General features: G+C 68.6%; 26 protein-coding genes. 22 read left to right on the forward strand and 4 right to left on the reverse strand.

What is annotated here, in order from left to right; genetic code table 11:
- The first annotated feature begins 79 nt into the window (after positions 1-79).
- From MFM001_RS12400 to MFM001_RS12445, 10 genes are all read left to right on the forward strand, one after another.
- The gene (locus MFM001_RS12400) at positions 80-1,306 is read left to right on the forward strand and encodes an FAD-binding oxidoreductase (protein WP_116375573.1); all 1,227 of its coding nucleotides are present in this window, start codon (positions 80-82) and stop codon (positions 1,304-1,306) included.
- 79 nt (positions 1,307-1,385) lie between these two features.
- Positions 1,386-1,856, forward strand: coding sequence for a GreA/GreB family elongation factor (locus MFM001_RS12405; RefSeq protein ID WP_116375574.1), 471 nt, complete (start codon positions 1,386-1,388; stop codon positions 1,854-1,856).
- Positions 1,857-2,054: 198 nt separating this feature from the next.
- Positions 2,055-2,792 carry a GntR family transcriptional regulator gene (locus MFM001_RS12410; protein ID WP_116375575.1) on the forward strand — a complete coding sequence of 246 codons (738 nt, stop codon included), beginning with the start codon at positions 2,055-2,057 and terminating at the stop codon, positions 2,790-2,792.
- A complete protein-coding gene (locus tag MFM001_RS12415) occupies positions 2,789-3,016 on the forward strand; it encodes a ferredoxin family protein (RefSeq protein WP_045376345.1) in 228 nt (75 codons plus the stop codon). Before MFM001_RS12410 ends, MFM001_RS12415 begins: the two co-directional genes overlap by 4 nt.
- 1 nt (position 3,017) lies before the next feature.
- On the forward strand, positions 3,018-4,364 hold the full coding sequence (locus MFM001_RS12420; protein WP_116375576.1) for an ABC transporter substrate-binding protein: 1,347 nt from the start codon (positions 3,018-3,020) through the stop codon (positions 4,362-4,364).
- Positions 4,361-5,209, forward strand: a complete 849-nt coding sequence (locus MFM001_RS12425; protein WP_192886924.1) for an ABC transporter permease — start codon at positions 4,361-4,363, stop codon at positions 5,207-5,209. The genes MFM001_RS12420 and MFM001_RS12425 overlap by 4 nt, the downstream gene beginning before the upstream one ends.
- Positions 5,206-5,946, forward strand: a complete 741-nt coding sequence (locus MFM001_RS12430) for an ABC transporter ATP-binding protein (RefSeq protein WP_116375577.1) — start codon at positions 5,206-5,208, stop codon at positions 5,944-5,946. Before MFM001_RS12425 ends, MFM001_RS12430 begins: the two co-directional genes overlap by 4 nt.
- Entirely contained in the window at positions 5,943-8,627 is a 2,685-nt protein-coding gene (locus MFM001_RS12435) for a fumarate reductase/succinate dehydrogenase flavoprotein subunit (RefSeq protein ID WP_116375578.1), read from the forward strand. The genes MFM001_RS12430 and MFM001_RS12435 overlap by 4 nt, the downstream gene beginning before the upstream one ends.
- A 59-nt stretch (positions 8,628-8,686) precedes the next feature.
- Positions 8,687-9,250, forward strand: a complete 564-nt coding sequence (locus tag MFM001_RS12440; RefSeq protein ID WP_116375579.1) for a TetR/AcrR family transcriptional regulator — start codon at positions 8,687-8,689, stop codon at positions 9,248-9,250.
- 37 nt (positions 9,251-9,287) lie between these two features.
- The gene (locus tag MFM001_RS12445) at positions 9,288-10,427 is read left to right on the forward strand and encodes an acyl-CoA dehydrogenase family protein (RefSeq protein ID WP_116375580.1); all 1,140 of its coding nucleotides are present in this window, start codon (positions 9,288-9,290) and stop codon (positions 10,425-10,427) included.
- A gap of 12 nt (positions 10,428-10,439) precedes the next feature.
- Here the strand turns inward: MFM001_RS12445 and MFM001_RS12450 are convergent, their stop codons facing one another.
- Positions 10,440-11,645, reverse strand: a complete 1,206-nt coding sequence (locus tag MFM001_RS12450; RefSeq protein ID WP_116375581.1) for a serine hydrolase — start codon at positions 11,643-11,645, stop codon at positions 10,440-10,442.
- A gap of 37 nt (positions 11,646-11,682) precedes the next feature.
- Entirely contained in the window at positions 11,683-12,972 is a 1,290-nt protein-coding gene (locus tag MFM001_RS12455) for a DUF222 domain-containing protein (protein WP_116375582.1), read from the reverse strand.
- Positions 12,973-13,098: 126 nt separating this feature from the next.
- Here MFM001_RS12455 and pyrR point away from each other — a divergent pair, with 126 nt between their 5' ends.
- Genes pyrR through pyrF form a run of 7 tightly spaced genes read left to right on the forward strand, consistent with a single transcriptional unit; the run spans position 13,099 to position 21,660 of the window.
- The gene (gene pyrR / locus MFM001_RS12460) at positions 13,099-13,662 is read left to right on the forward strand and encodes a bifunctional pyr operon transcriptional regulator/uracil phosphoribosyltransferase PyrR (protein ID WP_116375583.1); all 564 of its coding nucleotides are present in this window, start codon (positions 13,099-13,101) and stop codon (positions 13,660-13,662) included.
- Positions 13,659-14,606 (forward strand): aspartate carbamoyltransferase catalytic subunit, encoded by a 948-nt coding sequence (locus tag MFM001_RS12465; protein ID WP_116375584.1) that lies wholly within the window; start codon positions 13,659-13,661, stop codon positions 14,604-14,606. The genes pyrR and MFM001_RS12465 overlap by 4 nt, the downstream gene beginning before the upstream one ends.
- Positions 14,603-15,895, forward strand: a complete 1,293-nt coding sequence (locus MFM001_RS12470; protein ID WP_116375585.1) for a dihydroorotase — start codon at positions 14,603-14,605, stop codon at positions 15,893-15,895. Before MFM001_RS12465 ends, MFM001_RS12470 begins: the two co-directional genes overlap by 4 nt.
- The gene (locus MFM001_RS12475) at positions 15,892-16,392 is read left to right on the forward strand and encodes a transporter (RefSeq protein WP_116375586.1); all 501 of its coding nucleotides are present in this window, start codon (positions 15,892-15,894) and stop codon (positions 16,390-16,392) included. The genes MFM001_RS12470 and MFM001_RS12475 overlap by 4 nt, the downstream gene beginning before the upstream one ends.
- Complete coding sequence (gene carA / locus MFM001_RS12480) at positions 16,392-17,510, forward strand: glutamine-hydrolyzing carbamoyl-phosphate synthase small subunit (protein ID WP_116375587.1); 1,119 nt, start codon at positions 16,392-16,394, stop codon at positions 17,508-17,510. The genes MFM001_RS12475 and carA overlap by 1 nt, the downstream gene beginning before the upstream one ends.
- Entirely contained in the window at positions 17,510-20,857 is a 3,348-nt protein-coding gene (gene carB / locus MFM001_RS12485) for a carbamoyl-phosphate synthase large subunit (protein ID WP_116375588.1), read from the forward strand. Before carA ends, carB begins: the two co-directional genes overlap by 1 nt.
- Positions 20,858-20,859: 2 nt before the next feature.
- On the forward strand, positions 20,860-21,660 hold the full coding sequence (gene pyrF / locus MFM001_RS12490; RefSeq protein ID WP_116375589.1) for an orotidine-5'-phosphate decarboxylase: 801 nt from the start codon (positions 20,860-20,862) through the stop codon (positions 21,658-21,660).
- 31 nt (positions 21,661-21,691) lie between these two features.
- Here pyrF and MFM001_RS12495 read toward each other — a convergent pair whose 3' ends face one another.
- Together MFM001_RS12495 and MFM001_RS12500 are read right to left on the reverse strand one after the other, a co-directional pair.
- A complete protein-coding gene (locus tag MFM001_RS12495) occupies positions 21,692-21,955 on the reverse strand; it encodes a hypothetical protein (protein WP_116375590.1) in 264 nt (87 codons plus the stop codon).
- A gap of 157 nt (positions 21,956-22,112) precedes the next feature.
- The gene (locus MFM001_RS12500; protein WP_116375591.1) at positions 22,113-22,532 is read right to left on the reverse strand and encodes a molybdopterin-binding protein; all 420 of its coding nucleotides are present in this window, start codon (positions 22,530-22,532) and stop codon (positions 22,113-22,115) included.
- Between the two features lie 497 nt (positions 22,533-23,029).
- Between MFM001_RS12500 and mihF the strand changes: the two genes are divergently transcribed.
- The 5 genes from mihF (at position 23,030) to metK (ending at position 26,941) form a co-directional block, all read left to right on the forward strand.
- The gene (gene mihF / locus MFM001_RS12505; RefSeq protein ID WP_003932123.1) at positions 23,030-23,347 is read left to right on the forward strand and encodes an integration host factor, actinobacterial type; all 318 of its coding nucleotides are present in this window, start codon (positions 23,030-23,032) and stop codon (positions 23,345-23,347) included.
- Positions 23,348-23,360: 13 nt separating this feature from the next.
- The gene (gene gmk / locus MFM001_RS12510; RefSeq protein ID WP_116375592.1) at positions 23,361-23,972 is read left to right on the forward strand and encodes a guanylate kinase; all 612 of its coding nucleotides are present in this window, start codon (positions 23,361-23,363) and stop codon (positions 23,970-23,972) included.
- A gap of 67 nt (positions 23,973-24,039) precedes the next feature.
- On the forward strand, positions 24,040-24,363 hold the full coding sequence (rpoZ, locus tag MFM001_RS12515) for a DNA-directed RNA polymerase subunit omega (RefSeq protein ID WP_062538747.1): 324 nt from the start codon (positions 24,040-24,042) through the stop codon (positions 24,361-24,363).
- Positions 24,364-24,382: 19 nt separating this feature from the next.
- The gene (coaBC, locus tag MFM001_RS12520; RefSeq protein ID WP_116375593.1) at positions 24,383-25,639 is read left to right on the forward strand and encodes a bifunctional phosphopantothenoylcysteine decarboxylase/phosphopantothenate--cysteine ligase CoaBC; all 1,257 of its coding nucleotides are present in this window, start codon (positions 24,383-24,385) and stop codon (positions 25,637-25,639) included.
- Positions 25,640-25,729: 90 nt separating this feature from the next.
- Positions 25,730-26,941 (forward strand): methionine adenosyltransferase, encoded by a 1,212-nt coding sequence (gene metK, locus MFM001_RS12525; protein ID WP_116375594.1) that lies wholly within the window; start codon positions 25,730-25,732, stop codon positions 26,939-26,941.
- Positions 26,942-26,969 lie beyond the last annotated feature (28 nt).

Genomic DNA, 26,969 nt, shown 5'->3' on the forward strand with positions numbered 1-26,969 from the left:
CCAGTTCCGGCAAACACCAGTGCACCGATCCACAGCACGATGGGAATTGCCAACCAAATTCCAGCTCCGGAGGTGCGCGATGGGCGGCGTCGAACGGATCGACGGGGGACCCCGGTCGGCGATCGTCGTCGGCGCTGGCATCGTCGGATTGTCGACGGCGTGGTTCTTGCAGGATCGCGGAATCGAGGTCACCGTGGTGGACCGCACCGGCGTGGCCGCGGGCGCCTCCTGGGGCAACGCCGGATGGATCGCTCCGGGGCTGATTTGTCCGCTGAACTCACCGGGACTGCTGCGCCACGGACTGCGCGCGCTGCGCGACCCGGCCACACCGCTTCACCTGCCGTCGGCCGCCGATTGCCGGCGATCTTCGCGCAAACGGGCACTGCGGGCCACCGTAGCTCTCAACGAGGAATGCATCGAAGCCTTCGACGTGCTGATCGGCAATGGGGTCGACGCGCCGGTGACCGACGCACCGATCACTGCGGTGTTTCCCGCCGCCAAAGAAGCGCAACACATGCTGTGGCAGTTACAGCAGCTCGAAAACGCCGGCCAGACAACGTATGTCACGGGGTTGTCGGGTGAGGCCTTACGCGAACAAGTTCCGCTCGCGGCACCGGCCGTTACCGCCGGGCTGAACATCAACGCGCAGCGCTTTGTCGACCCGCGGCGATTTGTCGAGGCGCTGGGCCGCTCCGTGGTGGCGCGCGGCGCAGTGATGCAGAGGGTGGAAATTCGCGACGTGCTCAGTTCGGCCAGCGGTGTTGCGGTGTACCCGCACCGAGGCAGGCCGCTGACGGCCGACGTCGCGGTGATCGCCACCGGCGCACGGTTGTCGCGGCTGGCGAACCGCTGGCTGCGCGTCCCCGTGCAGGCCGGTCACGGCTACTCGTTCAGCGTCCCCGTGGACCGCCCGATGACGGGCCCCATCTACCTGCCGGGTGCGCGGGTGATGTGCACGCCATACAAGGGCGCCATGCGTGTTTCGGGCACCACCCAATTCCACCGCCCGCGCGATCCGTTCGCACCGGAACGGGTGGAGGCGCTCGTCGTCGCGGCCGCCCGCTTGCTTGACGGCGTGCGCTGGGCCGAGCGCAGCGACCTGTGGGCCGGTGCATGCGCGGTCACCGCGGACGGCCGCCCGTTGATCGGAGAGGTGTCGCCGGGCGTCTATCTGGCTGGGGGACATGGGATGTGGGGATTGGCGCACGGTCCGGTCACCGGTCGGCTCTTGGCCGAACACATCAGCACCGGCAAGCAACCCGAGCCTCTCACCGAATTCGATCCGCTGCGCAGAAGCGGCCACTGACAGGAACCAGAGCCAGACGCGACCCCGCCGTGCCCTACGGCTCTCACCAACTACCCAGTGCAGCGTGAAAGGAACGAACATGACCAACACACAACAACATCCGTGGATCTCTCCCCAAGCATACGAGCGGCTGCAACGCGAACTGGCGACACTTCGCGAGTTATCTGCCAACGGAACCGCTGACGGGGCTACCGACCCGAACGCCGCTGCCGTCCAACGCGCGTGGCGGGCGCGGATAAAACAGATCCATGATCTGCTGGCCAATGCCGTCGTCGGCGAGGACCCACCCGACGACGGGGTCGCCGAGCCCGGCATGGTTTTGACCATCCGCTACGACGACACCGGTGACGTGGAAACCTTCTTGCTGGGCGTGCGCGGCGCCGAATACGCCGATATGGAGGTGTACTCCAGCCAATCCCCGTTGGGTGCCGCGATCATGGGCGCACGTCCCGGCGAACGCTGTAGCTATCGGCTGCCCACCGGCGCCGCGCTGAGCGTCACCCTGCTCAACGCCGTCCCCTACGGCCTCCACAAAGCTGGCGAAAGCTGACACATCCGGGCCAAGACCGAGGGTTTTGTTCACCGGGATCGCAACGGTCGGCGTTTGAGCAGAAGTGGCGCAATCGTCGGCTGATCCCGGGTTTCGGCTGGTAACGCAGCAGCGCCGGGCGGCGCAATGCGTGCCGTCGCCTCGCCGCAGGCATTTCGGCTGGCCAGGACACCTCCGGTGCGCCGATAGCGTGACGGCGTGGCACTTGCCGTACCGATACCGATCCGCCGGGCCCGCGCCGACCGCGCGCGCCAGGTCGCCGACGTGCTGCGCCACCAAATACACAGCGGTGTCTACGACGACGGGCTGCCCACGGAGCAGCAGCTGGCAGCCGAGTTCTTCGTCTCCCGCAACACCATTCGTGACGCCCTGGCCGTCCTGAAGAACGAGGGGCTCATCGATCGCGGGCCGCGCGTGGGAACCCATGTCGCACAGCGCAAATACGATCACGGGCTCGACACGCTCCTGGGTCTGAAAGAAACCTTCAAAGGCTACGGCGAGGTCCGCAACGAGGTGCGGGCGGCAATGACCGTCGCCGCCCCGCCGTCAGTGGCGCAGCGGCTACACCTGGCGCCGGGCCAGCAGGTGGTGTTCATCGAACGGCTGCGTTACCTCGGCGGCCTGCCGCTGAGTCTGGACCTGACATACCTGGCTCCGGACGTCGGCGCCGAGCTTCTGGCCCAACCGCTGGAGACCAACGACGTGTTCGCCCTCATCGAGCGCCGACATCGGCTCGGCTCGGCGAGCCTGGCGCTGGAGGCCATTCCCGCCGACCCGCATTCCGCGGCAGCGCTGCAGGTACCTGACGGTGCGGCGCTACTCATGCTGGAGCGGCTCACCAGTCTCGACGACGGCAGACCCGTCGACCTGGAATACATCCGGATGCGCGGTGATCGAATCACCATGCGCGGCAGCCTCGTTAGGAGTTCGACGTGACACTGGTCAATCAGCGCGCCGACGTCCCGGTGACCATCGACGAGTCGCTGTGCATCGACGGCTGCACGCTGTGCGTCGACATTTGCCCGCTGGACTCGCTAGCCATCAACCCCGACACCGGCAAGGCCTTCATGCATGTCGACGAATGCTGGTACTGCGGCCCGTGCGCCGCTCGCTGCCCCACCGGCGCGGTGACCGTCAATATGCCCTACCTGATTCGCTGAGATGAACCGCCTCACCGTCCTCATGGCGTCGGTTGCGCTGGTCGCCGCCGGTTGCGCGCTGAACTCCACCGATGCAGTCAACGTCGTCGTGGGCTATCAGTCCAAGACCATCAATACGGTGACCGCCGGCACGCTGTTGCGCGCCCAGGGTTATCTGGAACGCCGACTCGACGACGTCACCAAACGCACCGGCACGAAATACCGTGTCACATGGCAGGATTACGACACCGGCGCGCCGATCACCGCCCAGATGGTCGCCGAGAAGATCGACATCGGCTCGATGGGCGACTACCCGATGCTGATCAACGGCTCCAAGACCCAGGCCAACGAGCGGGCCCGCACCGAAATCGTCTCAGTCACCGGCTATCAGCCCAAGGGCGCACTGAACATGGTCGTGGTGACACCGGCGTCGACCGCAGAAGCGATCACGGACCTGGCCGGGAAGAAGGTCTCCGCCAGTATCGGTTCGGCCGGTCACGGCACCCTGGTGCGGGCGTTGTCGAATGCCGGCATCACCGGCGTCGAGGTGTTCAACCAGCAGCCGCAAGTCGGGGCGTCGGCACTGGAATCCGGTCAGGTGCAGGCACTCTCGCAGTTCGTGGCCTGGCCCGGTCTGCTGGTCTACCAGAACAAGGCCAAACTGCTCTACGACGGCGCCGAGCTGAACTACCCGACGCTGCACGGCGTCGTGGTGCGCCGCGCCTACGCCGCCGCCCACCCCGAGGTACTCGACGCCTTCCTGCAGGCGCAGCTCGATGCCACCGACTTCATCAACACCAAACCGCTGGAGGCGGCGCGCATCGTCGCCGAGGGCAGCGGGCTGCCGGCCGAAGTCGTCTACCTCTACAACGGCCCGGGCGGCACCGCGTTCGACACCACGCTCAAGGCCCCGCTGGTGGACGCGCTGAAAGACGATGTGCCGTACCTGAAGTCGATCGGCGACTTCGCCGACCTCGACGTCGGCGGCTTCGTGCAGGACGCGCCGCTGCGGGCGGCGTTCGCGACTCGAAAGCTCGACTACGACAAGGCGGTCGGCCTCATCGACCACCCGCCGCGCAGCGGCGGTGAACTGTGGCTGGACGGATCGGACACCACCCAATCGGTCGCCGATCCGACCGCGTTGCTAAAAGCCGTGCGGGACGCCACCGCTCACGGCGCGCAGGTGCGCGCAGCCTATGTACACGACGCCGAACTGGGCACCCGCTGGTTCGCCGACAAATCGGTGTGGGTCCGCGACGGCCAGAACTACCTGCCGTTCGACACCCCGTCGGGTGCGCACCGTTACGTCGCCGCGCACCCGGGCAGCGTCGCCATCGACTACCAGCAGGCCCTGGCGGGTGCGGCGTGACCGCCGTCAGCATCGGTGCGCCGGCGACCGCGGTGCCCGTCGCCGCGCTGCCGCGCCGGGGACGGTCGCCGTGGCGGTCACGGCTGCTGCGGGTCGCGTCGGTGGCCGCCGCGATCGGGTTGTGGCAACTGCTCACCGCGGGCAACGTTCGGCTGTGGCTGCGGTTCGACACGCTGCCCACCGTCACCGAGATCGTGAATGCGCTGGGCCGCCGGCTGGCCACCGACGATTACTGGCTTGACTTGGGGCAGTCGCTGATTCGTATCCTCACCGGCTTCGGGCTGGCCGCTGTGGTGGGAGTCGCGACGGGCATCCTGCTGGGGCGGTCCCGATTGTTTGCCGACGTGATCGGCCCACTGACCGAGTTGACCCGGCCGATCCCGGCGATCGCGGTGGTGCCGGTGGCGATCCTGCTGTTTCCCACCGACGAGGCCGGCATCGTGTTCATCACGTTCCTGGCGGCCTACTTCCCGATCATGGTCAGCACTCGGCATGCGGTGCGCGCCCTGCCGACACTGTGGGAGGACTCGGTGCGCACCCTCGGCGGAGGCCGGTGGGACGTGCTGACCCGCGTCGTGCTGCCCGGCATCCTGCCCGGCGTGTTCGGCGGGCTGTCGGTGGGCATGGGCGTGGCGTGGATCTGCGTGATCTCCGCCGAGATGATCTCGGGCCGGCTCGGTGTCGGATATCGCACCTGGCAGGCCTACACCGTGCTGGCCTACCCCGACGTGTTCGTCGGCATCATCACGATCGGGGTGCTCGGATTCGCTACCTCGGCGGCGGTGGAACTGGTGGGCCGTCGGGTGACCCGGTGGCTGCCGCGCGGTGAGGAGAATGCCCGATGACGGCCGGCATGAGCCTGGAGTTGGATCGAATTCGATTGTCCTACAGCGGGTCTGCGGTGATCGACGACCTGAGCCTGACGGTGCGGCCGGGGGAGATCCTGGTGCTGACCGGGCCGTCCGGCTGCGGCAAGACGACGGTGCTGCGCGCGCTGGCCGGACTACTGAGGCCCGACGCCGGCCGGGTGCTGGCCGACGGCGCCGAGGTCACCACCACCTCCGGTGAGCGGGGAGTGGTGTTCCAGGACAACGCGTTGTTGCCCTGGCGCAGTGTGCGGTCCAACATCGAGCTGGCGCTGCGGCTGCGCGGCGAGCCGCGAGCAACCCGCCGCGCCCAGGCCGACCGGTGGATCGGCGAGCTGGGTCTGACCGGGTTCGGCGACTACCTGCCTAAAAACCTTTCCGGCGGCATGCGCCAGCGCGTCCAGCTGGCCCGGGGCCTGGCCGGTGCGCCCCGGGCGGTGATGATGGACGAGCCGTTCGGCGCGCTCGACACCCAGACCCGCGTCGCGATGCAGCGGCTGCTGATCGACACCTGGCGCACGCACCCGACGACGATCGTGTTCGTCACCCACGACGTCGACGAGGCGCTGACGCTGGGCGACCGGGTCGCGGTGCTGGGCCGGGCTGGGCAGCCGCTGCGCGCGCTGGTCGACGTGCCGGTGCCGCGCGGCGACCGGCCGCAGCCGGAGTTGCGATCGAAAATCATTGCCGCACTTGAGTACTCGGTGGCAGCATGATCCAGATTCCCGACCCTGCGACACCGACCAGGCTCGACTGCGACGTGCTGGTCATCGGCGGCGGCACCGCCGGCACCATGGCCGCGCTCACGGCCGCTGAAAACGGTGCGCAGGTACTGCTTTTGGAGAAGGCGCACGTGCGGCACTCCGGGGCGCTGGCGATGGGGATGGACGGTGTCAACAATGCCGTCATCCCCGGAAAGGCCGAACCGGAGGACTACGTCGCCGAAATCACCCGCGCCAACGACGGAATTGTCAACCAGCGCACCATTTATCAGACCGCCACCCGCGGGTTCGCGATGGTGCAGCGGCTCGAGCGCTACGGCGTCAAGTTCGAAAAAGACGAACACGGCGAATACGCGGTGCGCCGCGTACACCGCTCCGGCTCCTACGTGTTGCCGATGCCCGAGGGCAAGGACGTCAAGAAGGCGCTGTACCGGGTGCTGCGGCAACGCTCGATGCGCGAGAAGATCCGCATCGAGAACCGGCTGATGCCGGTCCGGGTCCTCGTGCAGAACGGCCGGGCCGTCGGTGCGGCCGCACTGCACACGCGCACAGGCGAATTCGTTGCCGTCGCCGCCAAAGCCGTGATCCTGGCGACCGGAGCATGCGGCCGGCTGGGCCTGCCGGCGTCGGGGTACCTGTACGGCACCTACGAGAACCCGACCAACGCGGGCGACGGGTATTCGATGGCCTACCACGCCGGCGCGGAGCTGTCCGGCATCGAGTGCTTCCAGGTCAACCCGCTGATCAAGGACTACAACGGACCGGCGTGTGCCTACGTGGCCAACCCGTTTGGCGGTTACCAGGTCAACGCGCTGGGGGAGCGGTTCGTCGACTCCGACTACTGGTCGGGGCAGATGATGGCCGAGGTGCGCAGCGAGATCGAATCCGCCCGCGGGCCGATCTATCTGAAGGTGTCGCATCTGCCGGACGAGACGCTGACGGCGCTGGAGAACATCCTGCACACCACCGAGCGGCCCACCCGCGGCACTTTCCACGCCAATCGCGGGCACGACTACCGCACCCACGACGTCGAGATGCACATCTCCGAAATAGGCCTGTGCTCCGGGCATTCCGCGTCAGGGGTGTGGGTCGACGAGCATGCTCGCACCACGGTGTCGGGGCTGTACGCCGCCGGCGACTTGGCCTGTGTGCCGCACAACTACATGATCGGCGCATTCGTCTTCGGCGACCTGGCCGGCGCACACGCCGCTTCGACGCTCACGGAAGTGCCGGCACCGCAAGGGCTTCCGCAGGACCAGCTGCGCGAAGCCCACGAACTAATCTACCGGCCGCTGCGCCACCCGGACGGGCCGCCGCAACCCCAGGTGGAGTACAAGCTGCGACGGTTCGTCAACGACTATGTGGCGCCGCCCAAGACGGCCGCCAAACTCTCGATAGCTGTGCGGACCTTCGAGCGGATGCGCGGCGAGATCGCCGAGATGGGTGCGCGCACGCCGCACGAGCTGATGCGCGCCGTCGAGGTGTCGTTCATCCGGGACTGCGCCGAGCTGGCCGCCCGCTCGTCGCTGACCCGCACCGAGTCGCGGTGGGGCCTTTACCACCAACGCTCCGACCTGCCTGCGCGCGACGATCAGCAATGGGGCTACCACCTCAACGTGCACAAGGGTGCCGACGGGTCGATGCAGTTCCTGAAACGTCCGGTGGCGCCGTATTTCATCTCGGTGTCCGGACTCGAGGTCGTGCCGCCCACCGACCAGACCGCGTACGCGGTGGAGCAGCCGCCATTGGTCGGCGGTCAGGCCCCTTCCACCACCCGGACGCGGATCAGTGCCGCAGCATCGAGCGAGCCGCCGTCGCCGCGGATCGCCGCCGCGCTGGCGCTCGAGGAACCGACCATCGCCAATCTGGCCGGGTTTCTTGCCGATTCGGATGCCGGCGTGCGGCGCACAGCGGTTTCAGCCCTGACCGAACACACACCGGACGGCTACGCCACAGCGCTGCTGGATGCGCTCGACGACACCGATCCGGGCGTGCGCCGGGTCGCCGCCGACGGCGTACGTGAACTCGTCGAAGTGCTCCCGCAACCCGAAGCCGCACGTGCGTATCTGATGTCAGCTGACGCTGTGGTCCGCGCCGTGGCCGTCTATCTGCTGGCCGCGCGCCGCGCCGGGGAGGCCGGGCACTACCGCCTGGCGCTCGACGACGCCGATCACCGGGTGCGGATCGAGGCGGTGCGCGCGCTGGTGTCCGTCGATGACGCGGACGGTGTCGCCGCGGCCGCCGGCGACGACAACCGGGAGGTCCGCATCGCGGCGGCCAACGGCCTGGCCACGCTCGGGGCGGGCGTGGCCACCGTCCGCGGCCTGATCGCCGACTCGGATCCGCTGGTGCGTGCGGCCGCGCTGGCCGCACTCGGCGAATTGGGTTGCGGCGCAGACGATGTGGCCGCCGTCGACCAGGCGCTGCGAGCGCCGGCCTGGCAGGTGCGCGAAGCCGCCGCGAAAGCTCTGTCGGGCGCCGCAGCGGAGGTCGCGGTTCCGCGGCTCACCCAAACCCTGGCCGACGAGCACCTCGACGTGCGCAAGGCGGCGGTACTGAGCCTGACCCGGTGGGCCGGCGAGCCCGGCGCGCGGGATGCGCTGGGCATCGCGCTCAAAGACGACGACGCCGACGTGCGCGCCTATGCCCGTCGCGCGTTGGCCGCCTCCGTATGACATTTGCGTCAAATTAGTGCAATCAGGGGCCGCACAAATGGCTACGCTTAATCAACGTGGTGACTTCGGCCGGAGCGTCCAATTCACGGCTGTCCGTAGATGACTGGGTCCAGGAAGGCTTCCGGGTGCTCGCCGAGGACGGCCTCAAGGGCCTGACCCTGGATCGGCTGTGCCGCCGGCTTGGCGTGACGAAGGGCAGCTTTTACTGGCACTTCAGCGACATGAAGGCCTACCGCAAAGCGCTGGTCGACACCTGGGCCGCCGTCCGCGACGAGGACCGCTGGTACTTCGACGACCTGGCCGGCGACCCGCCCCGGCAGCGGCTGTCCCGGATGATGACAGCGCTGGTCGGCCCGCGGCACTGGATGCTGGAGCGTGCGATGCGCGAGTGGGCGCGCTCGGAGGAGACAGTCGCCAAGGCGGTACGCGCATCCGACGAGCGGGTGGTCGATGCCGTGCGGCAGGCGTTCCTCGACGACGGCTTCGACGCGGAGGAGGCCGACATGCGCGCCAACGCGACGTTTGCGGCCGGCATCGGATTCTTGCACCTGTCCGGGTCGCGGCCCAGTCCGCGGGCAGCCGGCCGCCGCGAGGACTTCATCGAGGTCATGCTGCGGCACTGACGCTGTCCATACCAAAAGGTATCGTACGGTCCCGGCCATGATCGCCGCAGACTTTGTCGACCGGTTGGCGGAACGCGCGGGCGAGGCGGAAAAGCTGCGACGGCTGCCGCAAGCCACCGTCGACGACTACCGCCAATCCGGGCTGGCGCGACTGCTGATGCCGGCGCGCTACGGCGGGCGACAGGCGGAGTTTCCCGAAATCTTCGGCGTGGTGCGGCAAATGGCGCACGGCTGTGCGTCCAGCGCCTGGACGCTGGGCTTCTACACCCTGCACAACTGGATGCTCGCGCTGCTGAGCGAGCAGGCCCAGGACGAGGTGTTCGCCGACGGGCCAGTGTTGTGCCCGGCGCCGCTGGCTCCGACCGGGCGAGGGGTGCCGGTCGACGGCGGCATCCGGCTTTCCGGGCGGTGGCCCTGGGCCACCGGCGTGATGGATGCCGACTGGGTGCTGGTCGGCGCCATCTGCGACCCCGACGGCAGCCCGTATCCCGCGCTGGTGCTGCTGCCGGCCTCCGACGTCCGCGTCGAGGATGTCTGGCATGTCGCCGGGATGTGCGCGACCGGCTCCAACGACGTCGTCGTCGACGACGTGTGGGTGCCTGGCCATCGGCTGGTCACGGTCGTCGACATCTACAGCGGCACAACGCCGGGCGCCGCACTGCACGACGCCCCGGTGTACCGCTGGCCGATGGTGCCCGCACTGGCGTTGACCGCGGCGATGCCGGCCCTGGGCTCGGCCGAACTGGTCGCCGACACCTACGCCCGTCGGCTCGGCGAGCGGGTGCTGGCGTATTCCGGTGTGGCGCAAAAGGATCAACCCGCCGCGCAAATCCGGCTGGGCGCGGCGCGGGTGCGGCTGCGCGCCCTGCACGCCTTGCTCGACGACACCGCGAACCGCATCCAGTCCGCTGTGCGCGCCGGTCAGCGGGTCAGCCGCGCGGCCCGCGCCGACGCCCGGGCCGCGGCCGCGCATATCGTGCACGAGTCCCGGTCGGTGATCGCCGTCCTGCTGGAGGCGTCGGGGGCCAGCGCGCAATTTCTGGACAACCCGTTGCAGCGCGCCAAGCGCGATGTCGACGTGATCTCGGGGCATGTGGTGTTCGACTACGACGTCAGCCGCGAACTCGCCGGCGCGCTGGAGATCGGCGCGAAAGTCTCGCCGATCGCAATGATCTAGGTTTGGCGAGCCCTACAGTCCCAGCGCCTGGTAGGTGCGGCGGACGAATTTCGGTTGCACCGCTTGCAGTCTGGCCTGCGACGTGTTGCCGGCGACGGCTGCGGCGGCGTCGGCGGACAGGGTGGGCATGTTCTGCACCAGGTACAGCAGAATCAACTCCGCTGCGGGATCGGCCTGCCACCACGTGCCGTAAGCGCCTGGCCAACTGAAGGTACCGAGCCCGCCGGGCCCGAACAGCGGCGTCGACTTGGCCGGATCGGTGACCACCGACAGGTTCAGCCCGAACCCGCGGCCGATCCAGTACGGTGCGCCCAGGAAAGAATGCCGCTTCTGCTCATCGGTGAGGCGATCGGTGCGCATCGCAGCCACCGACTCTTCCGAGAGCACCCGCACGCCGTCGAGAGTGCCGCCACGCAACAGCATTTCGACGAATCGCAGGTAGTCGTCAGCGGTGGACCACAACCCTCCACCGGCATTGGGGAATGCCGGCGGAGTCAGATGCGGCGGCCCCATCACGTCGTGGCGAAGCCGGTTGTCCTCGTCGAGCCGGTACATCGTCGCGGCACGGCGGCGGCCGTCGGCCGAAACGCAGAACCCGGTGTCGACCATGCCCAGCGGCTGCAGGATTCGCTCGTCGAGCACCTGGTGGAACGGCTTGCCCTCAATGCGCGACACCAGCACCCCGAGCACGTCGATCGAATGGCTGTAGGTCAGCCGCTCACCCGGCTGATGAACCAGCGGCAACTCGGCCAGCGCGGCCAGCCAGACGTCGGGACCCTGCCCGAACGGCAGCCGAACGTAGGCCCGGGAGATCGGGCCGCCGACCGAGAATCCGTATGCCAGCCCACTGGTGTGGGTGAGCAGGTCTGCGACCAGGATCGCCCGCTGCGCCGGATGCGTCTGGTCCAGCGGACCGTCCGAGTCGTCGAGCACGCGCATGTCGGCGAGCTCGGGCAGCCAGCGCGCGACCGGGTCGCGCAGCGCCAGCTTGCCCTCGTCGACCAGCGTCATCGCGGCGGCGACAGTGACCGGCTTGGTCATCGACGCGATGCGAAACAGCGTGTCGCGCTGCATCGGTAGCCCCGCGTCGATGTCGCGGAAACCGATCTCGTTGACCTGCAAGACTTCTCCGCGATGCCACACCACCGTGAGTGCGCCGGCCAGCAGACCGGCATCGCAGGCCGCGCGGATGGAGGTTTGGTTGCCGTCGAGATTCACGCCGTCAGGGTATCGGCTGGGCGTGGCCTTCCATTTGCTAGGCGGCGTGCAGGGCGGTCAGCGCAATGCCGATCCGAGTCTCGACCTCGCTGACCGTGACCCACAGCGGCCCGGGCAGCGGTGGCGCTGTCGAGTGATAGTGCGCACCGGTTGGTGTGATGAATTCCGCTGTGTGCCAGCCTGTTTCGTCCACAGTGGTGCTGACTCGCCAGCCGGGTGATTCCTTGACGTAGTTGCAGCGCTCGCAGGAACCGAGCCCGTTCGCTGCGCTGGTGGGCCCGTCGCGATGGTGCGGCCGGGCGTGGTCGCGGTGCCGGATCGGGGCATCGCAGTATGGGGTGCGACATCGCTGGTCGCGTAACCCGATAAACGTGGCCAGGCCCTTCGGGAAGCGGCGTGCCCGCGACTCCATCGCCACCAAGGCCCCGGAGCGGGGATGACGGTAGAGCCGGCGCAGCGTGGCCCGCGAGCGGGCGTCGGTGACTGCCTCGCTTATCAAACCGCGAGCAACAGCCGCCGGGATGGGGCCATAGCCGTCGACCACAGCCGGAGCGTTGTCGCCGCCGAGCAACGCCTCGTCGGAGATGACCAGGTTGACCACGACAGGTTCGGCGATCTCAGCGGGTCGTCCGGTGACGCGTTCGACCAACGTGTCTGCCATCACCTGACCGCGGGCGCGGTCATCGAATGTGGTGTCCGCCGCCCGCTTGAGCGCCGCATACACCGAGACGCCCTGTGCGACCGGCAATAACGCCGTCACCCAGGTCATGGTGTCGGGAGCGGGGCGGATCGTCACTGTGCGCTCCGAGGCGGCCTTCGCGGCACGATCGACCACCGCCTGCGCGTTGAGCCGGTAGGCGATGTTCTTTGCCGCAGCGGCGATCCGGGCATCACCCAGCCCGTCCAATGCGGACATGTCGGCGCACAGCTCGGCATCGAGTGTGCGGCGGTCCTCGACGTCCAAACAGGCCGACTCGCGCACGATCAGGGTGGCGCGCCACTCGGACAACTGCCCGACCTCCAGCGCCGCGAGCGTGTGCGGCATCTCGTACACCAGTGCCTTCGCGAAGCCTAGGTGCCGCCCACCCCGAGCCGGCGAATCCCGTCGCGCAAGCGCGATCTCGCTGGCCACCCCGCGCCCGCGCTGAGCCAACGGCACGCCCGCATCCGCCTCACTGGAGCGCCGTATTGCATCCAGAGCCGCCGCGGCGCGCGCCTGGCCTGCGGCAGCGGCCGATTTCACCCGCTCCAGCTCGGCGATCCGCGCGATCAGCGTCGCCTCGTCGGCGTGCGGGTCCACCGCCGCAAACCCGCTTGATTCGAACATAGGTTCGACTATACACGCCACGGGCGACACGCGCCGTCACGCGACAGCCGAAGTGCTACGCTGCCCGGCAGTCGACATCCTTTAACGATCCGTCCGGTGAGGCGGAGAAGGAGGTCAAGGTCTCGCATGGGTGCAGCGGGTGACACCGGCACCGGCCGCGAATTGATGTCGGCGGCCGACGTGGGCCGAACCATTTCTCGGATCGCGCACCAGATCATCGAAAAAACCGCGCTCGACGGGCCCGACGCGCCCCGGGTGGTGTTGCTGGGCATCCCTACCCGCGGCGTGATCCTGGCCGAGCGGCTGGCCGCCCACATCGCCGAATTCAGCGGGGTCCAGGTGGCCCACGGCGCGCTGGACATCACGCTCTACCGCGACGACCTGATGCAAAAACCGCCCCGCCCGCTGGAGGCCACCTCGATCCCGGCCGGCGGAATCGACGACGCTCTGGTGATCCTGGTCGACGACGTGCTGTTCTCCGGGCGCTCGGTGCGCTCGGCGCTGGACGCGCTGCGCGACATCGGCCGGCCCCGGGCCGTGCAGCTGGCGGTCCTCGTCGACCGCGGCCACCGCGAACTGCCGCTGCGCGCCGACTACGTCGGCAAGAACGTCCCGACCTCCCGCAGCGAGAGCGTGCACGTGCTGCTGCGCGAACACGACGACCGCGATCAGGTGGTGATCTCGCGATGAGCACCCGACACCTGCTGGCCGCCGGCGACCTGTCCCGCGACGACGCCACCGCAATCCTCGACGACGCCGACCGATTCGCGCAGGCGCTGGTCGGCCGCGAGGTGCGCAAGCTGCCCACGCTGCGCGGGCGGACGATCATCACGATGTTCTACGAGAACTCGACCCGCACCCGGGTGTCGTTCGAGGTGGCCGGCAAATGGATGAGCGCCGACGTGATCAACGTCAGCTCGTCGGGATCCTCGGTGGCCAAAGGGGAATCGCTGCGCGACACCGCGTTGACGTTGCGGGCCGCCGGCGCCGACGCGCTGATCATCCGGCATCCCTCGTCGGGTGCGGCGCACCTACTGGCCGACTGGACCGCCACGGAATCCGGTGGCCCGTCGGTGATCAACGCCGGCGACGGCACCCACGAACACCCGACTCAGGCGCTGCTGGACGCACTGACCATTCGCCAACGCCTCGGCGGCATCGAGGGCCGGCGAGTGGTGATCGTCGGCGACATCCTGCACAGCCGGGTCGCCCGCTCCAATGTCATGCTGCTGCACACCCTGGGCGCCGAAGTGGTGTTGGTGGCGCCGCCGACGCTGCTGCCGGTCGGCGTGGCCGACTGGCCGGTCACCGTCTCCTACGACCTGGACGCCGAATTACCCGCCGCCGACGCGGTATTGATGCTGCGGGTACAAGCGGAGCGGATGAACGGCGGCTTCTTCCCGTCGGCGCGGGAGTACTCGGTGCTCTACGGCCTCTCCGACCGGCGCCAGGCGATGCTGCCCGGCCACGCCGTGGTGCTGCACCCGGGTCCGATGCTTCGCGGCATGGAGATCGCGTTCTCGGTGGCCGACTCGTCGCAATCGGCTGTGCTGCAACAGGTTTCCAACGGAGTGCACGTGCGGATGGCCGTGCTGTTCCACCTCCTGGTGGGGGCGGAGGAGGTTGCGGCGTGAGTGTGCTGATCCGCGGTGTGCGGCTCTACGGCGAGGGGGACCGGGTCGACGTGCTGGTCGACGACGGCCAGATCGCCGAAATCGGTGCCGGGTTGAAGATTCCCGACGACGCCGACGTGATCGACGCCACCGGGCAGATCCTGCTGCCCGGCCTGGTCGACCTGCACACGCACCTGCGCGAGCCGGGCCGCGAATACGCCGAGGACATCGAAACAGGTTCGGCGGCAGCGGCTCTCGGCGGCTACACCGCGGTGTTCGCGATGGCCAACACCAACCCCGTCGCCGACAGCCCGGTGGTCACCGACCATGTCTGGCAGCGCGGCCAGCAGGTCGGCCTGGTCGACGTGCACCCGGTCGGGGCCGTGACCGTCGGACTGGCCGGAGCCGAGCTCACCGAGATGGGCATGATGGCCGCCGGGGCGGCGCAAGTGCGGATGTTCTCCGACGACGGCAAGTGCGTCCACGATCCGCTGGTGATGCGCCGCGCGCTGGAATACGCCACCGGCCTGGGTGTGCTGATCGCCCAGCATGCCGAGGAGCCGCGGCTGACGGTCGGCGCCGTCGCCCACGAGGGACCCAACGCCGCGCGGCTCGGCTTGGCGGGCTGGCCGCGGGCGGCCGAGGAGTCGATTGTCGCCCGTGACGCGCTCTTGGCCCGCGACGCTGGCGCCCGGGTGCACATCTGCCACGCCTCCACTGCGGGCACTGTAGAGATCCTGAAATGGGCTAAGCAGCAAGGGATTTCGATCACTGCCGAGGTCACCCCGCATCACCTGCTGCTCGACGACGGCAGGCTGGCCAGCTACGACGGAACCAACCGGGTGAACCCGCCGCTGCGGGAATCCGCGGACGCGGTCGCGCTGCGTCAAGCACTGGCCGAGGGGGTAATCGACTGTGTGGCCACCGATCACGCCCCGCACGCCGAGCACGAGAAATGCGTCGAGTTCGCCGCCGCGCTGCCCGGCATGCTCGGGTTGCAGACCGCGCTGTCGGTGGTGACGCAGACGATGGTGCAGCCGGGTCTGTTGACCTGGCGGGACATGGCCCGGGTGATGAGCGAGAACCCCGCCCGCATCGCCCGGCTGCCCGATCAGGGCCGGCCGCTGGAGGTCGGCGAACCGGCCAACCTCACCGTGGTGGATCCCGATGCTACGTGGACGGTGGCCGGGGCCGAGCTGGCCAGCCGATCGGCCAACACGCCGTACGAGTCGATGACGCTGCCGGCCACCGTGACCGCAACACTGTTGCGGGGCAAGCTCACCGCGCGCGACGGAAAGAGTCCGGCATGAATTCCGGAACACTGGTCGCGTCGCTGATCTTCGCCGCGGTGCTCGCGGTGCTGATCGCCTTCGTGATCCAGCTGATGATGCGCGGCTGGCGGCACCGCGCCGAGCGGCAGGCCACGCTGGTGGGCACACTGCCGCCGGTGCCCGACACCGTCGGCGCGCCGATCGTCGCACCCACCCGCGGCATGTATGTCGGCTGCACATTGGTGCCCAGCTGGCACGACCGGGTCGCCGTCGGCGACTTGGGCTATCGCACGAAGGCGGTGCTGACCCGCTACCCGGAGGGAATCATGGTGCAGCGCAGCGGTGCCCGACCGATCTGGATTCCGCAGGAGTCGATCAGGGCCATCCGAACCGAGCGCGGCATGCTGGGCAAAGCCATGACGCACCCGGGCATTCTGGCGATCCGATGGCGGCTGCCGTCGGGGGCCGAGATCGACACCGGCTTCCGCGGCGACAACCGCGACGAGTACACCCGCTGGCTGGCGGAGGCCGGCTGATGGACAAAGCCTTACTGGTCCTCGAGGACGGCCGGGTCTTCTCCGGCAAGCCGTTCGGCGCGATCGGCGAAACACTGGGCGAGGCAGTGTTTTCCACCGGCATGTCCGGCTACCAGGAGACGCTGACCGACCCCAGCTACCATCGGCAGATCGTGATCGCCACCGCGCCGCAGATCGGCAACACCGGCTGGAACACCGAAGATGCCGAGAGCCGCGGCGATCGGATCTGGGTGGCCGGCTACGCGGTGCGCGACCCGTCGCCGCGCCCGTCGAACTGGCGGGCCACCACGACACTCGAAGACGAGCTGGTTCGCCAGAACGTCGTCGGCGTCGCCGGCATCGACACCCGCGCCGTGGTCCGGCATATCCGCAACTTCGGCTCGATGAAGGCCGGCATCTTTTCCGGTGCGGCGCTGGGGGAGCCGGAGCTGCTGCTGGAGCGGGTGCGCGCCCAGCAGCCGATGCTGGGCGCCGACCTGGCCGGTCAGGTCAGCACCCCGGGCAGCTATGTCGTGGAACCCGAAGCGCCGCACCGGTTTACCGTCGCGGCGCTCGATCTCGGGATCAAGACCAACACGCCGCGCAATTTCGCCCGGCGCGGCATCCGCAGCCACGTGCTGCCGTCGTCGGCAACCTTCGAGCAGATCGCCGAGCTCAAGCCGCACGGCGTGTTCTTGTCCAACGGCCCCGGTGACCCGGCCACTGCCGACCACGTCGTCGGCGTGACCCGCCAGGTGCTGGACGCCGGAATCCCGTTGTTCGGCATCTGTTTCGGCAACCAGATCCTGGGCCGAGCGCTGGGCCTGTCGACGTACAAGATGGTGTTCGGCCACCGTGGGATCAACATCCCGGTGATGGACCACGCCACCGGACGGGTCGCGGTGACGGCGCAAAACCACGGCTTCGCGCTGGAAGGCGAGGCCGGACAGCGGTTCGACACGCCGTTCGGCCCAGCGGTCGTCAGCCACACCTGCGCCAACGACGGCGTCGTCGAAGGTGTGAAGCTTGCCAGCGGGCAAGCGTTTTCGGTGCAATACCACCCGGAGGCCGCGGCCGGCCCGCATGACGCGGAGTATTTGTTCGACCAGTTCGTCGACCTGATGGCAGGGGGGCGCTGATGCCGCGACGGACAGATCTCAACCACGTGTTGGTGATCGGCTCCGGGCCGATCGTGATCGGGCAAGCCTGCGAGTTCGATTATTCGGGTACCCAGGCGTGCCGGGTGCTGCGCGCAGAGGGCATACAGGTCAGCCTGGTCAACTCCAATCCGGCGACGATCATGACCGACCCGGAGTTCGCCGACCACACCTACGTCGAACCGATCACCCCGGCCTTCGTCGAACGGGTCATCGCCCAGCAGGCCGAGCGCGGCAACAAGATCGACGCGCTGCTGGCCACGCTGGGCGGGCAGACCGCGCTCAACACCGCGGTGGCGCTCTACGAGAACGGCGTGCTGGAGCGCTACGACGTCGAGCTGATCGGCGCCGATTTCGAAGCCATCCAGCGCGGCGAGGACCGCCAGCGGTTCAAGGACATCGTCGCCAAGGTCGGCGGCGAATCTGCCCGCAGCCGAGTCTGTTTCACGATGGACGAGGTCCGCGAGACGGTCACCGAACTGGGTCTGCCCGTCGTGGTGCGGCCGAGCTTCACCATGGGCGGTCTCGGTTCCGGCATGGCGCACAGCGCCGACGAGGTCGAGCGGATGGCCGGCGCCGGCCTGGCCGCCTCGCCGAGCGCCAACGTGCTGATCGAGGAATCGATTTATGGCTGGAAGGAATTCGAGCTCGAGCTGATGCGCGACGGGCACGACAACGTCGTCGTGGTGTGCTCGATCGAGAACGTCGACCCGATGGGCGTGCACACCGGCGACTCGGTGACCGTCGCGCCGGCGATGACGCTGACTGACCGCGAATACCAACGAATGCGCGATCTGGGCATCGCGATCCTGCGCGAGGTGGGCGTCGACACCGGCGGCTGCAACATCCAGTTCGCGGTCAACCCCAAAGACGGCCGGCTGATTGTCATCGAGATGAACCCGCGAGTGTCGCGGTCTAGCGCGCTGGCATCGAAGGCCACCGGCTTCCCGATCGCCAAGATCGCCGCCAAGCTGGCCATCGGCTACACCCTCGACGAGATCCTCAACGACATCACCAAGGAAACCCCGGCCTGTTTCGAACCGACCCTGGACTACGTCGTGGTCAAGGCGCCGCGGTTCGCGTTCGAAAAGTTCGTCGGCGCCGACCCGACGCTGACCACCACGATGAAGTCCGTCGGCGAGGCAATGTCGTTGGGCCGCAATTTCGTCGAGGCTCTCGGCAAGGTGATGCGGTCGCTGGAAACCAGCCGCGCGGGATTCTGGACGTCGCCCGACCCGCAGGCCTCCGCCGAGGACATCCTCGAGCGGCTGCAAACACCGACGGAGGGCCGGCTCTACGACATCGAGCTGGCGCTGCGGCTGGGCGCCACCGTCGAGCAAGTGTCGGAGGCTTCCGGGGTCGACCCGTGGTTCGTCGCGCAGATCGCCGAACTGGTCACGCTGCGCCGCGAGCTGGTCGACGCCGCGGTGCTCGACGCCGACCTGCTGCGCCGCGCCAAGTACAGCGGGCTGTCGGATCGCCAGATCGCCGCTTTAAGGCCGGAACTGGCCGGCGAGAACGGCGTGCGGTCGCTGCGCGGTCGGCTCGGCATCCACCCGGTGTACAAAACCGTCGACACCTGCGCGGCCGAGTTCGAGGCCAAGACGCCGTACCACTACAGCAGCTACGAACTTGACCCGGCCGCCGAGACCGAGGTGGTGCCGCAGACCGAGAAACCTAAGGTGCTCATCCTCGGGTCCGGGCCCAACCGGATCGGGCAGGGCATCGAGTTCGACTACAGCTGCGTGCACGCGGCAACCACGTTGAGCCAGGCCGGGTTTGAGACCGTGATGGTCAACTGCAACCCGGAAACGGTGTCCACCGACTACGACACCGCCGACCGGCTGTATTTCGAACCGCTCACCTTCGAAGACGTCCTGGAGGTGTTCTACGCCGAATCCCAGTCCGGGACCGGGGGACCGGGCGTCGCCGGGGTCATCGTGCAACTGGGCGGACAAACCCCGCTCGGTCTGGCGGAACGGCTCGCCGACGCCGGGGTGCCGATCGTCGGAACACCGCCCGAAGCCATCGATTTGGCAGAGGACCGCGGCGCATTCGGCGACGTGCTGACGGCCGCCGGATTGCCGGCTCCGCGGTACGGCACCGCCACCACGTTCGAGCAGGCCCGCCGGATCGCCGCCGAGATCGGCTACCCGGTACTGGTCCGCCCGTCATACGTGCTGGGCGGGCGGGGCATGGAGATCGTCTACGACGAGGAGACGCTGCGGGGCTACATCACCCGCGCCACCGAGTTGTCGCCCGAGCACCCGGTGCTCGTCGACCGCTTCCTCGAGGACGCCATCGAGATCGACGTCGACGCGCTCTGCGACGGCAGCGAGGTCTACATCGGCGGGATCATGGAGCACATCGAGGAGGCCGGGATCCACTCCGGCGACTCGGCGTGCGCGCTGCCCCCGGTTACCCTGGGCCGCACCGACATCGACAACGTGCGGCGCGCAACCGAGGCCATCGCCCACGGCATCGGGGTGGTGGGACTGCTCAACGTGCAGTTCGCGTTGAAGGACGACGTGCTCTATGTGCTCGAGGCCAACCCGCGGGCCAGCCGCACGGTGCCGTTCGTCTCCAAAGCCACCGCGGTACCGCTGGCCAAGGCGTGCGCGCGGATCATGTTGGGCGCCACCATCGCTGCGCTGCGCGAGGAAGGCCTGTTGGCGGCGTCCGGCGACGGCGCCAGCGCGGCACCGGATGCGCCCATCGCCGTCAAGGAAGCGGTGCTGCCGTTCCACCGGTTCCGGACCGTCGACGGCGCGGGCATCGACTCGCTGCTGGGACCGGAGATGAAATCGACCGGCGAGGTGATGGGCATCGACCGCGACTTCGGCAGCGCCTTCGCCAAGAGCCAGACCGCCGCATACGGGTCGCTGCCGGCGCAGGGCACCGTGTTCGTCTCGGTGGCCAACCGGGACAAGCGATCACTGGTCTTTCCCGTCAAACGCCTTGCCGATCTGGGGTTTCGGGTACTCGCCACTGAAGGGACAGCAGAAATGCTGCGCCGCAACGGGATTCCGTGCGACGTGGTTCGCAAGCACTTCCAGGAGCCGCGCGCTGACCGCCCGGCGCTGTCCGCGGTCGACGCGATCCGCGCCGGCGACGTCGACATGGTGATCAACACGCCTTACGGCAACTCCGGCCCGCGGATCGACGGTTACGAAATCCGCTCGGCCGCAGTCGCAATGAATATCCCCTGCGTCACCACGGTGCAGGGCGCGTCGGCCGCGGTCCAGGGTATCGAGGCCGGCATTCGGGGCGTGATCGGAGTGCGCTCGCTGCAGGAACTGCACAGTGCGCTGAACAACGGCGGCCGCTAGCGATGCCGGGTTTCGGCACCCGGCTGGCCGACGTGATGTCGCGCCGGGGACCACTGTGCCTGGGCATCGACCCGCACCCGGAGTTATTGCGGGCGTGGGGTTTAACGGAAACGGCCGACGGTCTCGCCGCGTTCTGCGAGACCTGCGTGGCGGCGTACGCCGACTTCGCGGTCGTCAAGCCGCAGGTGGCGTTCTTCGAGGCTTACGGTGCCGCGGGATTCGCGGTGCTGGAACGGACGATCGCCGCCCTACGCGAAGCCGGCGTGCTGGTGCTGGCCGACGCCAAACGGGGCGACATCGGGTCGACGATGGCGGCCTATGCCCAAGCGTGGGTTGGTGATTCGCCGCTGGCCGCCGACGCCGTCACGGCCTCACCGTATCTGGGCTTCGGCTCGCTGCTGCCGCTGCTGGACACCGCCGCTGCCCGCGACCGGGGGGTCTTCGTGCTGGCGGCAACTTCCAACCCCGAAGGCGCAGCTGTGCAGGGCGCCATCGCGGGAGAACGCAGCGTCGCGCAATCGGTGGTCGACGACGTCGCCGCCTGGAACAGCACACATGAATCCGGCTCGGCGGGCGTCGTCGTCGGCGCCACGCTGACCCACGTGCCCGATCTCTCCGGGCTGAACGGCCCCGTGCTGGTGCCCGGCATTGGCGCGCAAGGCGGTCGGATGTCGGCGCTGAAGGCATTCGGAGGAGCGCAGCTGCTGCCCGCCGTGTCGCGCGAGGTCCTACGGACCGGCCCCGACGTCGCCGTACTGCGCGCCGCAGCGGAGCGGATGCGCGACGCGGCGGCCAGCCTGTAAGCACAGGGCCGGCCGCCGCTCGTGCAGCGTGTCAGCGGTGGGCCGACGTGGCCGTGACCTGAGCCGGGTTGTGCTTGAGTTCCTTCTTGTCTTGCTTGAGAACCTTTTTGCGGTCGTGATGGTCGAGCTTGATGCTGGGGCTGGGCGCCGGCGCGGGCGCGCCCTTGCTGGTGGCAATCGGTGAATTACCCGGTGCCGGAGCGGCATTGGCCGTCGCGATCCCGCTGCCGAACAGCCCGGCCAAACCGATGCCGGCCGCGATCGAAGAGGCGCACAGTATGCGTTTTGCGTCCATGAGATCCAGTCCCTTTCTCGCGTTGTGGTGCTTTCGCCCTACCCGGATGACGTTATGCGCCAAAGCCGTTGAAAGGCTGAGCTCGAATTGTGAGGGGACTGACAATAACTATGGGGATTGCGTACGGCTGGTTGTGATTTCGCTGCGAATCTGGCTGTTACCCGGCACCGCGCGTGCCGTCTTGGGGTGTTTCGACGATGACCGTGGTGGCTTTCACCACCGCCACGGCGACACTTCCGGGTTCCAGCTTCAGTTCGCGCGCGGCCTCGGTGCTCATCAGCGAGACCACCGTGAACGGACCGCACTGCATTTCGACCTGGGTCATCACCTTGTCGGTAACCAACCTGGTGACCAAACCGACAAAGCGGTTGCGCGCCGAACTGCCGACGCCGAGCGGATTCGGGGGGAGCGCGGGGGCATTGGTGCGGGAAAACTCGGCCAGGGCGTCGCCGGCGATCACCTTGCGGCCCGACTGGTCCTGGCTGACCGGCAGGGCGCCTTGGTCGATCCATCGCCGCACGGTGTCGTCGCTGACCCCGAGCAGTTCGGCAGCCTCGCGGATCCGCATCATGGCCATCTTTCGATCCTACGGTGGCGGGGCCGTCGAGATCGGCGACCTCGGACGGCGATTTCGGGCCTCGCGGACCCCTACTACACAGCGTCGTTGACCTGTCCGGGGCGACGGGCGAGCTGCGTCGCACCGTCCACGCCGGGCGGGCGACACGCCCGACACGCCGTGACATGCGCAATTGGCCTCATCCGGGCATGTCGAGCCAGTTCGGCGCCTTCACCGGGAGGGGCAACGAGCCACCCGTACGTCCAGAGGGGAGCCCAAAAGACCTGCTAGACAGCATGTTCGGGGCCGGCGCCGAGCCGCAAAGCCCGGGGAGAGCGCGCTGGGCGGGACCGCCGCCCGCGACGCCGTCGTAGCGTCTGACAGCCCCACACGCTGGGGCTTTGTGGCTTCAAGCCGGGGGGCGGGTTAGATTTCGTCAGACAGCGTGGGTACGGTCGTCTGCGCTGGCTGGGACTACCCCGGCTGAGACAAACCAAGATCGATGAGACGGAGGAATCGTGGCCCTTCCCCAGTTGACCGACGAGCAGCGCGCGGCCGCGTTGGAGAAGGCTGCTGCCGCACGTCGAGCACGCGCCGAACTCAAAGACCGGCTGAAGCGTGGCGGCACCAACCTCAAGCAGGTGCTCAAGGACGCTGAGACCGACGAGGTTTTGGGCAAGATGAAGGTTTCTGCGCTGCTGGAGGCCCTGCCGAAGGTTGGCAAGGTCAAGGCGCAGGAAATCATGACCGAGCTCGAAATCGCACCGACCCGCCGCCTGCGTGGGCTCGGCGATCGTCAGCGCAAGGCACTGCTGGAAAAGTTCGACTTCTCCTAACCCGGAGCAGTCGGTGAGCGCCGACGGAGGACCGGACGGCGCGCACGACACACGCCATGGACGCGTGGTCGTGTTGTCCGGTCCCTCCGCGGTCGGAAAGTCGACGCTGGTCCGGTGTCTGCGTGAACGAATCCCTGACCTGCGCTTTTCCGTGTCGGCAACCACCCGGGCACCCAGGCCCGGCGAGGTCGACGGCGTCGACTACCACTTCGTGACCCCCGCTCAATTCCAGGAGCTGATCGAATCGGGCGCCCTACTGGAGTGGGCGGAAATCCACGGCGGCCTGCACCGATCCGGCACGCTGGCCCAGCCGGTCCGCGAAGCCACCGCCTCGGGGCATCCGGTGCTGATCGAGGTGGATCTGGCCGGTGCCCGGGCGATCAAGAAGGCCATGCCGGAGGCGCTCACGGTGTTCCTGGCGCCGCCGAGCTGGGAAGTCCTGGAGTCGCGGTTGGTCGGCCGCGGCACCGAGACGCCTGATGTGATTCGCCGCAGACTGGACACCGCCCGCGCCGAACTCGCAGCTCAGGACGACTTCGATGCGGTCGTGGTCAACAGTCGATTGGAAACTGCCTGCTCGGAATTGGTATCGTTGCTGGTGGAAACCGCCCCCGGCACGGCGTGACCCGCCATCTTCATCCGATTCACCACCAAGCGATTCGCCCCTCTACGCCGCCAGGAGAAAGACCTACGTGAGTACTCCCCAAGCCGACGCGCAACTGGCCGCCGTCCCCGACCAATTCGACCCGGCGTCGGGCGCGGTCGGCTACGACACGCCACTGGGCATCACCAACCCGCCCATCGACGAGCTGCTGGACCGCGTGTCGAGCAAGTACGCCCTGGTGATCTACGCGGCCAAGCGGGCGCGGCAGATCAACGACTACTACAACCAGCTCGGCGAGGGCATCCTCGAATACGTCGGCCCGCTGGTCGAGCCGGGCCTGCAGGAAAAGCCGCTGTCGATCGCGCTGCGCGAGATCCACGCCGACCTGCTCGAGCACACCGAAGGCGAGTAGCGGGCAGGCCGGGCGCGCTGTGGACAACCGCGATCGGGTCGCGAAGAGAGTCATCGTCGGCGTCTCCGGGGGCATCGCCGCCTACAAGGCCGCGACCGTCGTTCGCCAGCTCACCGAGGCCGGCCACCGCGTCCGGGTCATCCCCACCGAATCGGCGCTGCGCTTCGTCGGCGCCGCCACGTTCGAGGCGCTGTCCGGCGAGCCCGTCCACACCGGCGTCTTCGACGACGTCCCCGAGGTGCCCCACGTCGCGCTCGGGCAGGGCGCCGACCTGGTCGTCGTCGCACCCGCCACCGCAGACCTACTGGCCCGGGCCGTCCACGGCCGCGCCGACGACCTGCTGACCGCCACGCTGCTCACCGCGCGATGTCCGGTGCTGTTCGCGCCCGCGATGCACACCGAGATGTGGCTGCATCCCGCCACCCAGGACAACGTGGCTACGCTGCGCCGCCGCGGCGCCGTCGTGCTGGAACCGGCCTCTGGCCGGCTCACCGGCGCGGACAGCGGCGCCGGCCGGCTACCCGAGGCCGAGGAGATCACCACGTTCGCCCAGTTGCTGCTGGAGCGCCACGACGCCATGCCCTACGACCTGGCCGGCTGCAAGATGCTGGTCACGGCCGGCGGCACCCGCGAGCCGATCGACCCGGTGCGCTTCATCGGCAATCGCAGCTCCGGCAAGCAGGGCTACGCGCTGGCGCGGGTCGCCGCCCAGCGCGGCGCCGAGGTGACGCTGATCGCCGGCCACACCGCCGGGCTCGTCGACCCGGCCGGCGTCGACGTCGTGCACGTCAGCTCGGCGCAGCAGCTGCGCGATGCGGTCTCCAAACACGCGCCCGACGCTCATGTGCTGGCGATGGCGGCCGCCGTCGCCGACTTCCGGCCCGCCCAGGTTGCGACCGCCAAGATCAAAAAGGGCGCCGAGGCGCCGCCGACGATCGAGTTGGTCCGCAACGACGACGTGCTGGCCGCCGCGGTGCGCGCCCGCGCCGACGGGCAGCTGCCGAATATGCGTGCCATCGTCGGGTTCGCCGCCGAGACCGGCGACGCCAACGGCGACGTGCTCTTCCATGCCCGGGCCAAGCTGCGGCGCAAGGGCTGCGACCTGCTGGTGGTCAACGCCGTCGGCGAGGGCAAGGCCTTCGAGGTGGACAGCAACGACGGTTGGCTGCTGGCCTCCGACGGCACCGAGTCGGCGCTGCAGCACGGCTCGAAGACGCTGATGGCCAGTCGTATCGTGGACGCAATCGCCACCTTTCTGCACGGCGGTAGCGGGTAACTGCACATCGCGGGGCGCCCGAAGCGGCGGACGGCACGGCGATATAATTCGTCTAACTAACATTTTGTCGAGGATGGGAAGGATGCGGGTGTGAGCGAAAAGGGTCGGCTGTTCACCAGCGAGTCGGTGACCGAGGGACATCCCGACAAGATCTGCGACGCCATCAGCGACTCCGTGCTCGACGCGCTCCTGGCCGATGACCCCCGTTCCCGCGTCGCGGTCGAGACGATGGTCACCACTGGTCAGGTGCACGTCGCCGGGGAGGTGACGACGAACGCCAAGGAAGCGTTCGCCGAGATCACCGACACGGTCCGCAGCCGCATCCTCGACATCGGCTACGACTCGTCCGACAAGGGCTTCGACGGCGCCTCGTGCGGGGTCAACATCGCGATCGGCGCGCAGTCGCCCGACATCGCGCAGGGTGTCGACACCGCCCACGAGGCCCGCGTCGAGGGCGCCGCGGACCCGCTGGACGCCCAGGGCGCCGGCGATCAGGGCCTGATGTTCGGCTACGCGATCAGCGACACCCCGGAGATGATGCCGCTGCCCATCGCGCTGGCCCACCGGCTGTCGCGTCGGCTGTCCGAGGTGCGCAAGGGCGGTGTGCTGCCCTACCTGCGCCCTGACGGCAAGACGCAGGTCACCATCGCCTACGAGGGCAACACCCCGGTCCGGCTGGACACCGTCGTCATCTCCACCCAGCACGCCCCGGACGTCGACCTGGAGGGCATGCTGGCTCCCGACATCCGGGAGAAGGTGCTCAACACCGTGCTCGACGACCTGGCGCACGACACGCTGGACGCCTCCGACGTGCGGCTGCTGGTCAACCCGACCGGCAAGTTCGTGCTCGGGGGGCCGATGGGCGACGCCGGCCTGACCGGCCGCAAGATCATCGTCGACACCTACGGCGGCTGGGCCCGGCACGGCGGCGGCGCCTTCTCCGGCAAGGACCCGTCCAAGGTGGACCGCTCGGCGGCGTACGCGATGCGCTGGGTGGCCAAGAACGTCGTCGCGGCGGGGCTGGCCGAGCGGGTCGAGGTGCAGGTCGCCTATGCGATCGGCAAGGCCGCGCCGGTCGGGCTTTTCGTGGAGACGTTCGGCACCGAGACCGTCGACCCGGTCAAGATCGAGAAGGCCATCGGCGAGGTGTTCGACCTGCGGCCCGGCGCGATCATCCGCGACCTGGACCTGCTGCGGCCGATCTACGCGCAGACCGCCGCCTACGGGCACTTCGGCCGCACCGACATCGAGTTGCCGTGGGAGCAGCTCGACAAGGTCGACGACCTCAAGCGCGCGGTCTAGTTTTCCCGCGAACGTGCGGCTGGCCGCA

This window comes from Mycobacterium sp. MFM001, assembly GCF_003402475.1.
GTDB lineage: Bacteria > Actinomycetota > Actinomycetes > Mycobacteriales > Mycobacteriaceae > Mycobacterium.

Bases quoted from the DNA above. Each gene is read 5' to 3' on its own strand.
- MFM001_RS12400 (WP_116375573.1), top strand. From the start codon at position 80: ATGGGCGGCGTCGAACGGATCGACGGGGGACCCCGGTCGGCGATCGTC.
- MFM001_RS12405 (WP_116375574.1), top strand. From the start codon at position 1,386: ATGACCAACACACAACAACATCCGTGGATCTCTCCCCAAGCATACGAG.
- MFM001_RS12420 (WP_116375576.1), top strand. From the start codon at position 3,018: ATGAACCGCCTCACCGTCCTCATGGCGTCGGTTGCGCTGGTCGCCGCC.
- MFM001_RS12430 (WP_116375577.1), top strand. From the start codon at position 5,206: ATGACGGCCGGCATGAGCCTGGAGTTGGATCGAATTCGATTGTCCTAC.
- MFM001_RS12435 (WP_116375578.1), top strand. From the start codon at position 5,943: ATGATCCAGATTCCCGACCCTGCGACACCGACCAGGCTCGACTGCGAC.
- MFM001_RS12445 (WP_116375580.1), top strand. From the start codon at position 9,288: ATGATCGCCGCAGACTTTGTCGACCGGTTGGCGGAACGCGCGGGCGAG.
- MFM001_RS12455 (WP_116375582.1), bottom strand. From the start codon at position 12,972: ATGTTCGAATCAAGCGGGTTTGCGGCGGTGGACCCGCACGCCGACGAG.
- pyrR (WP_116375583.1), top strand. From the start codon at position 13,099: ATGGGTGCAGCGGGTGACACCGGCACCGGCCGCGAATTGATGTCGGCG.
- MFM001_RS12465 (WP_116375584.1), top strand. From the start codon at position 13,659: ATGAGCACCCGACACCTGCTGGCCGCCGGCGACCTGTCCCGCGACGAC.
- MFM001_RS12475 (WP_116375586.1), top strand. From the start codon at position 15,892: ATGAATTCCGGAACACTGGTCGCGTCGCTGATCTTCGCCGCGGTGCTC.
- carA (WP_116375587.1), top strand. From the start codon at position 16,392: ATGGACAAAGCCTTACTGGTCCTCGAGGACGGCCGGGTCTTCTCCGGC.
- carB (WP_116375588.1), top strand. From the start codon at position 17,510: ATGCCGCGACGGACAGATCTCAACCACGTGTTGGTGATCGGCTCCGGG.
- pyrF (WP_116375589.1), top strand. From the start codon at position 20,860: ATGCCGGGTTTCGGCACCCGGCTGGCCGACGTGATGTCGCGCCGGGGA.
- MFM001_RS12495 (WP_116375590.1), bottom strand. From the start codon at position 21,955: ATGGACGCAAAACGCATACTGTGCGCCTCTTCGATCGCGGCCGGCATC.
- MFM001_RS12500 (WP_116375591.1), bottom strand. From the start codon at position 22,532: ATGGCCATGATGCGGATCCGCGAGGCTGCCGAACTGCTCGGGGTCAGC.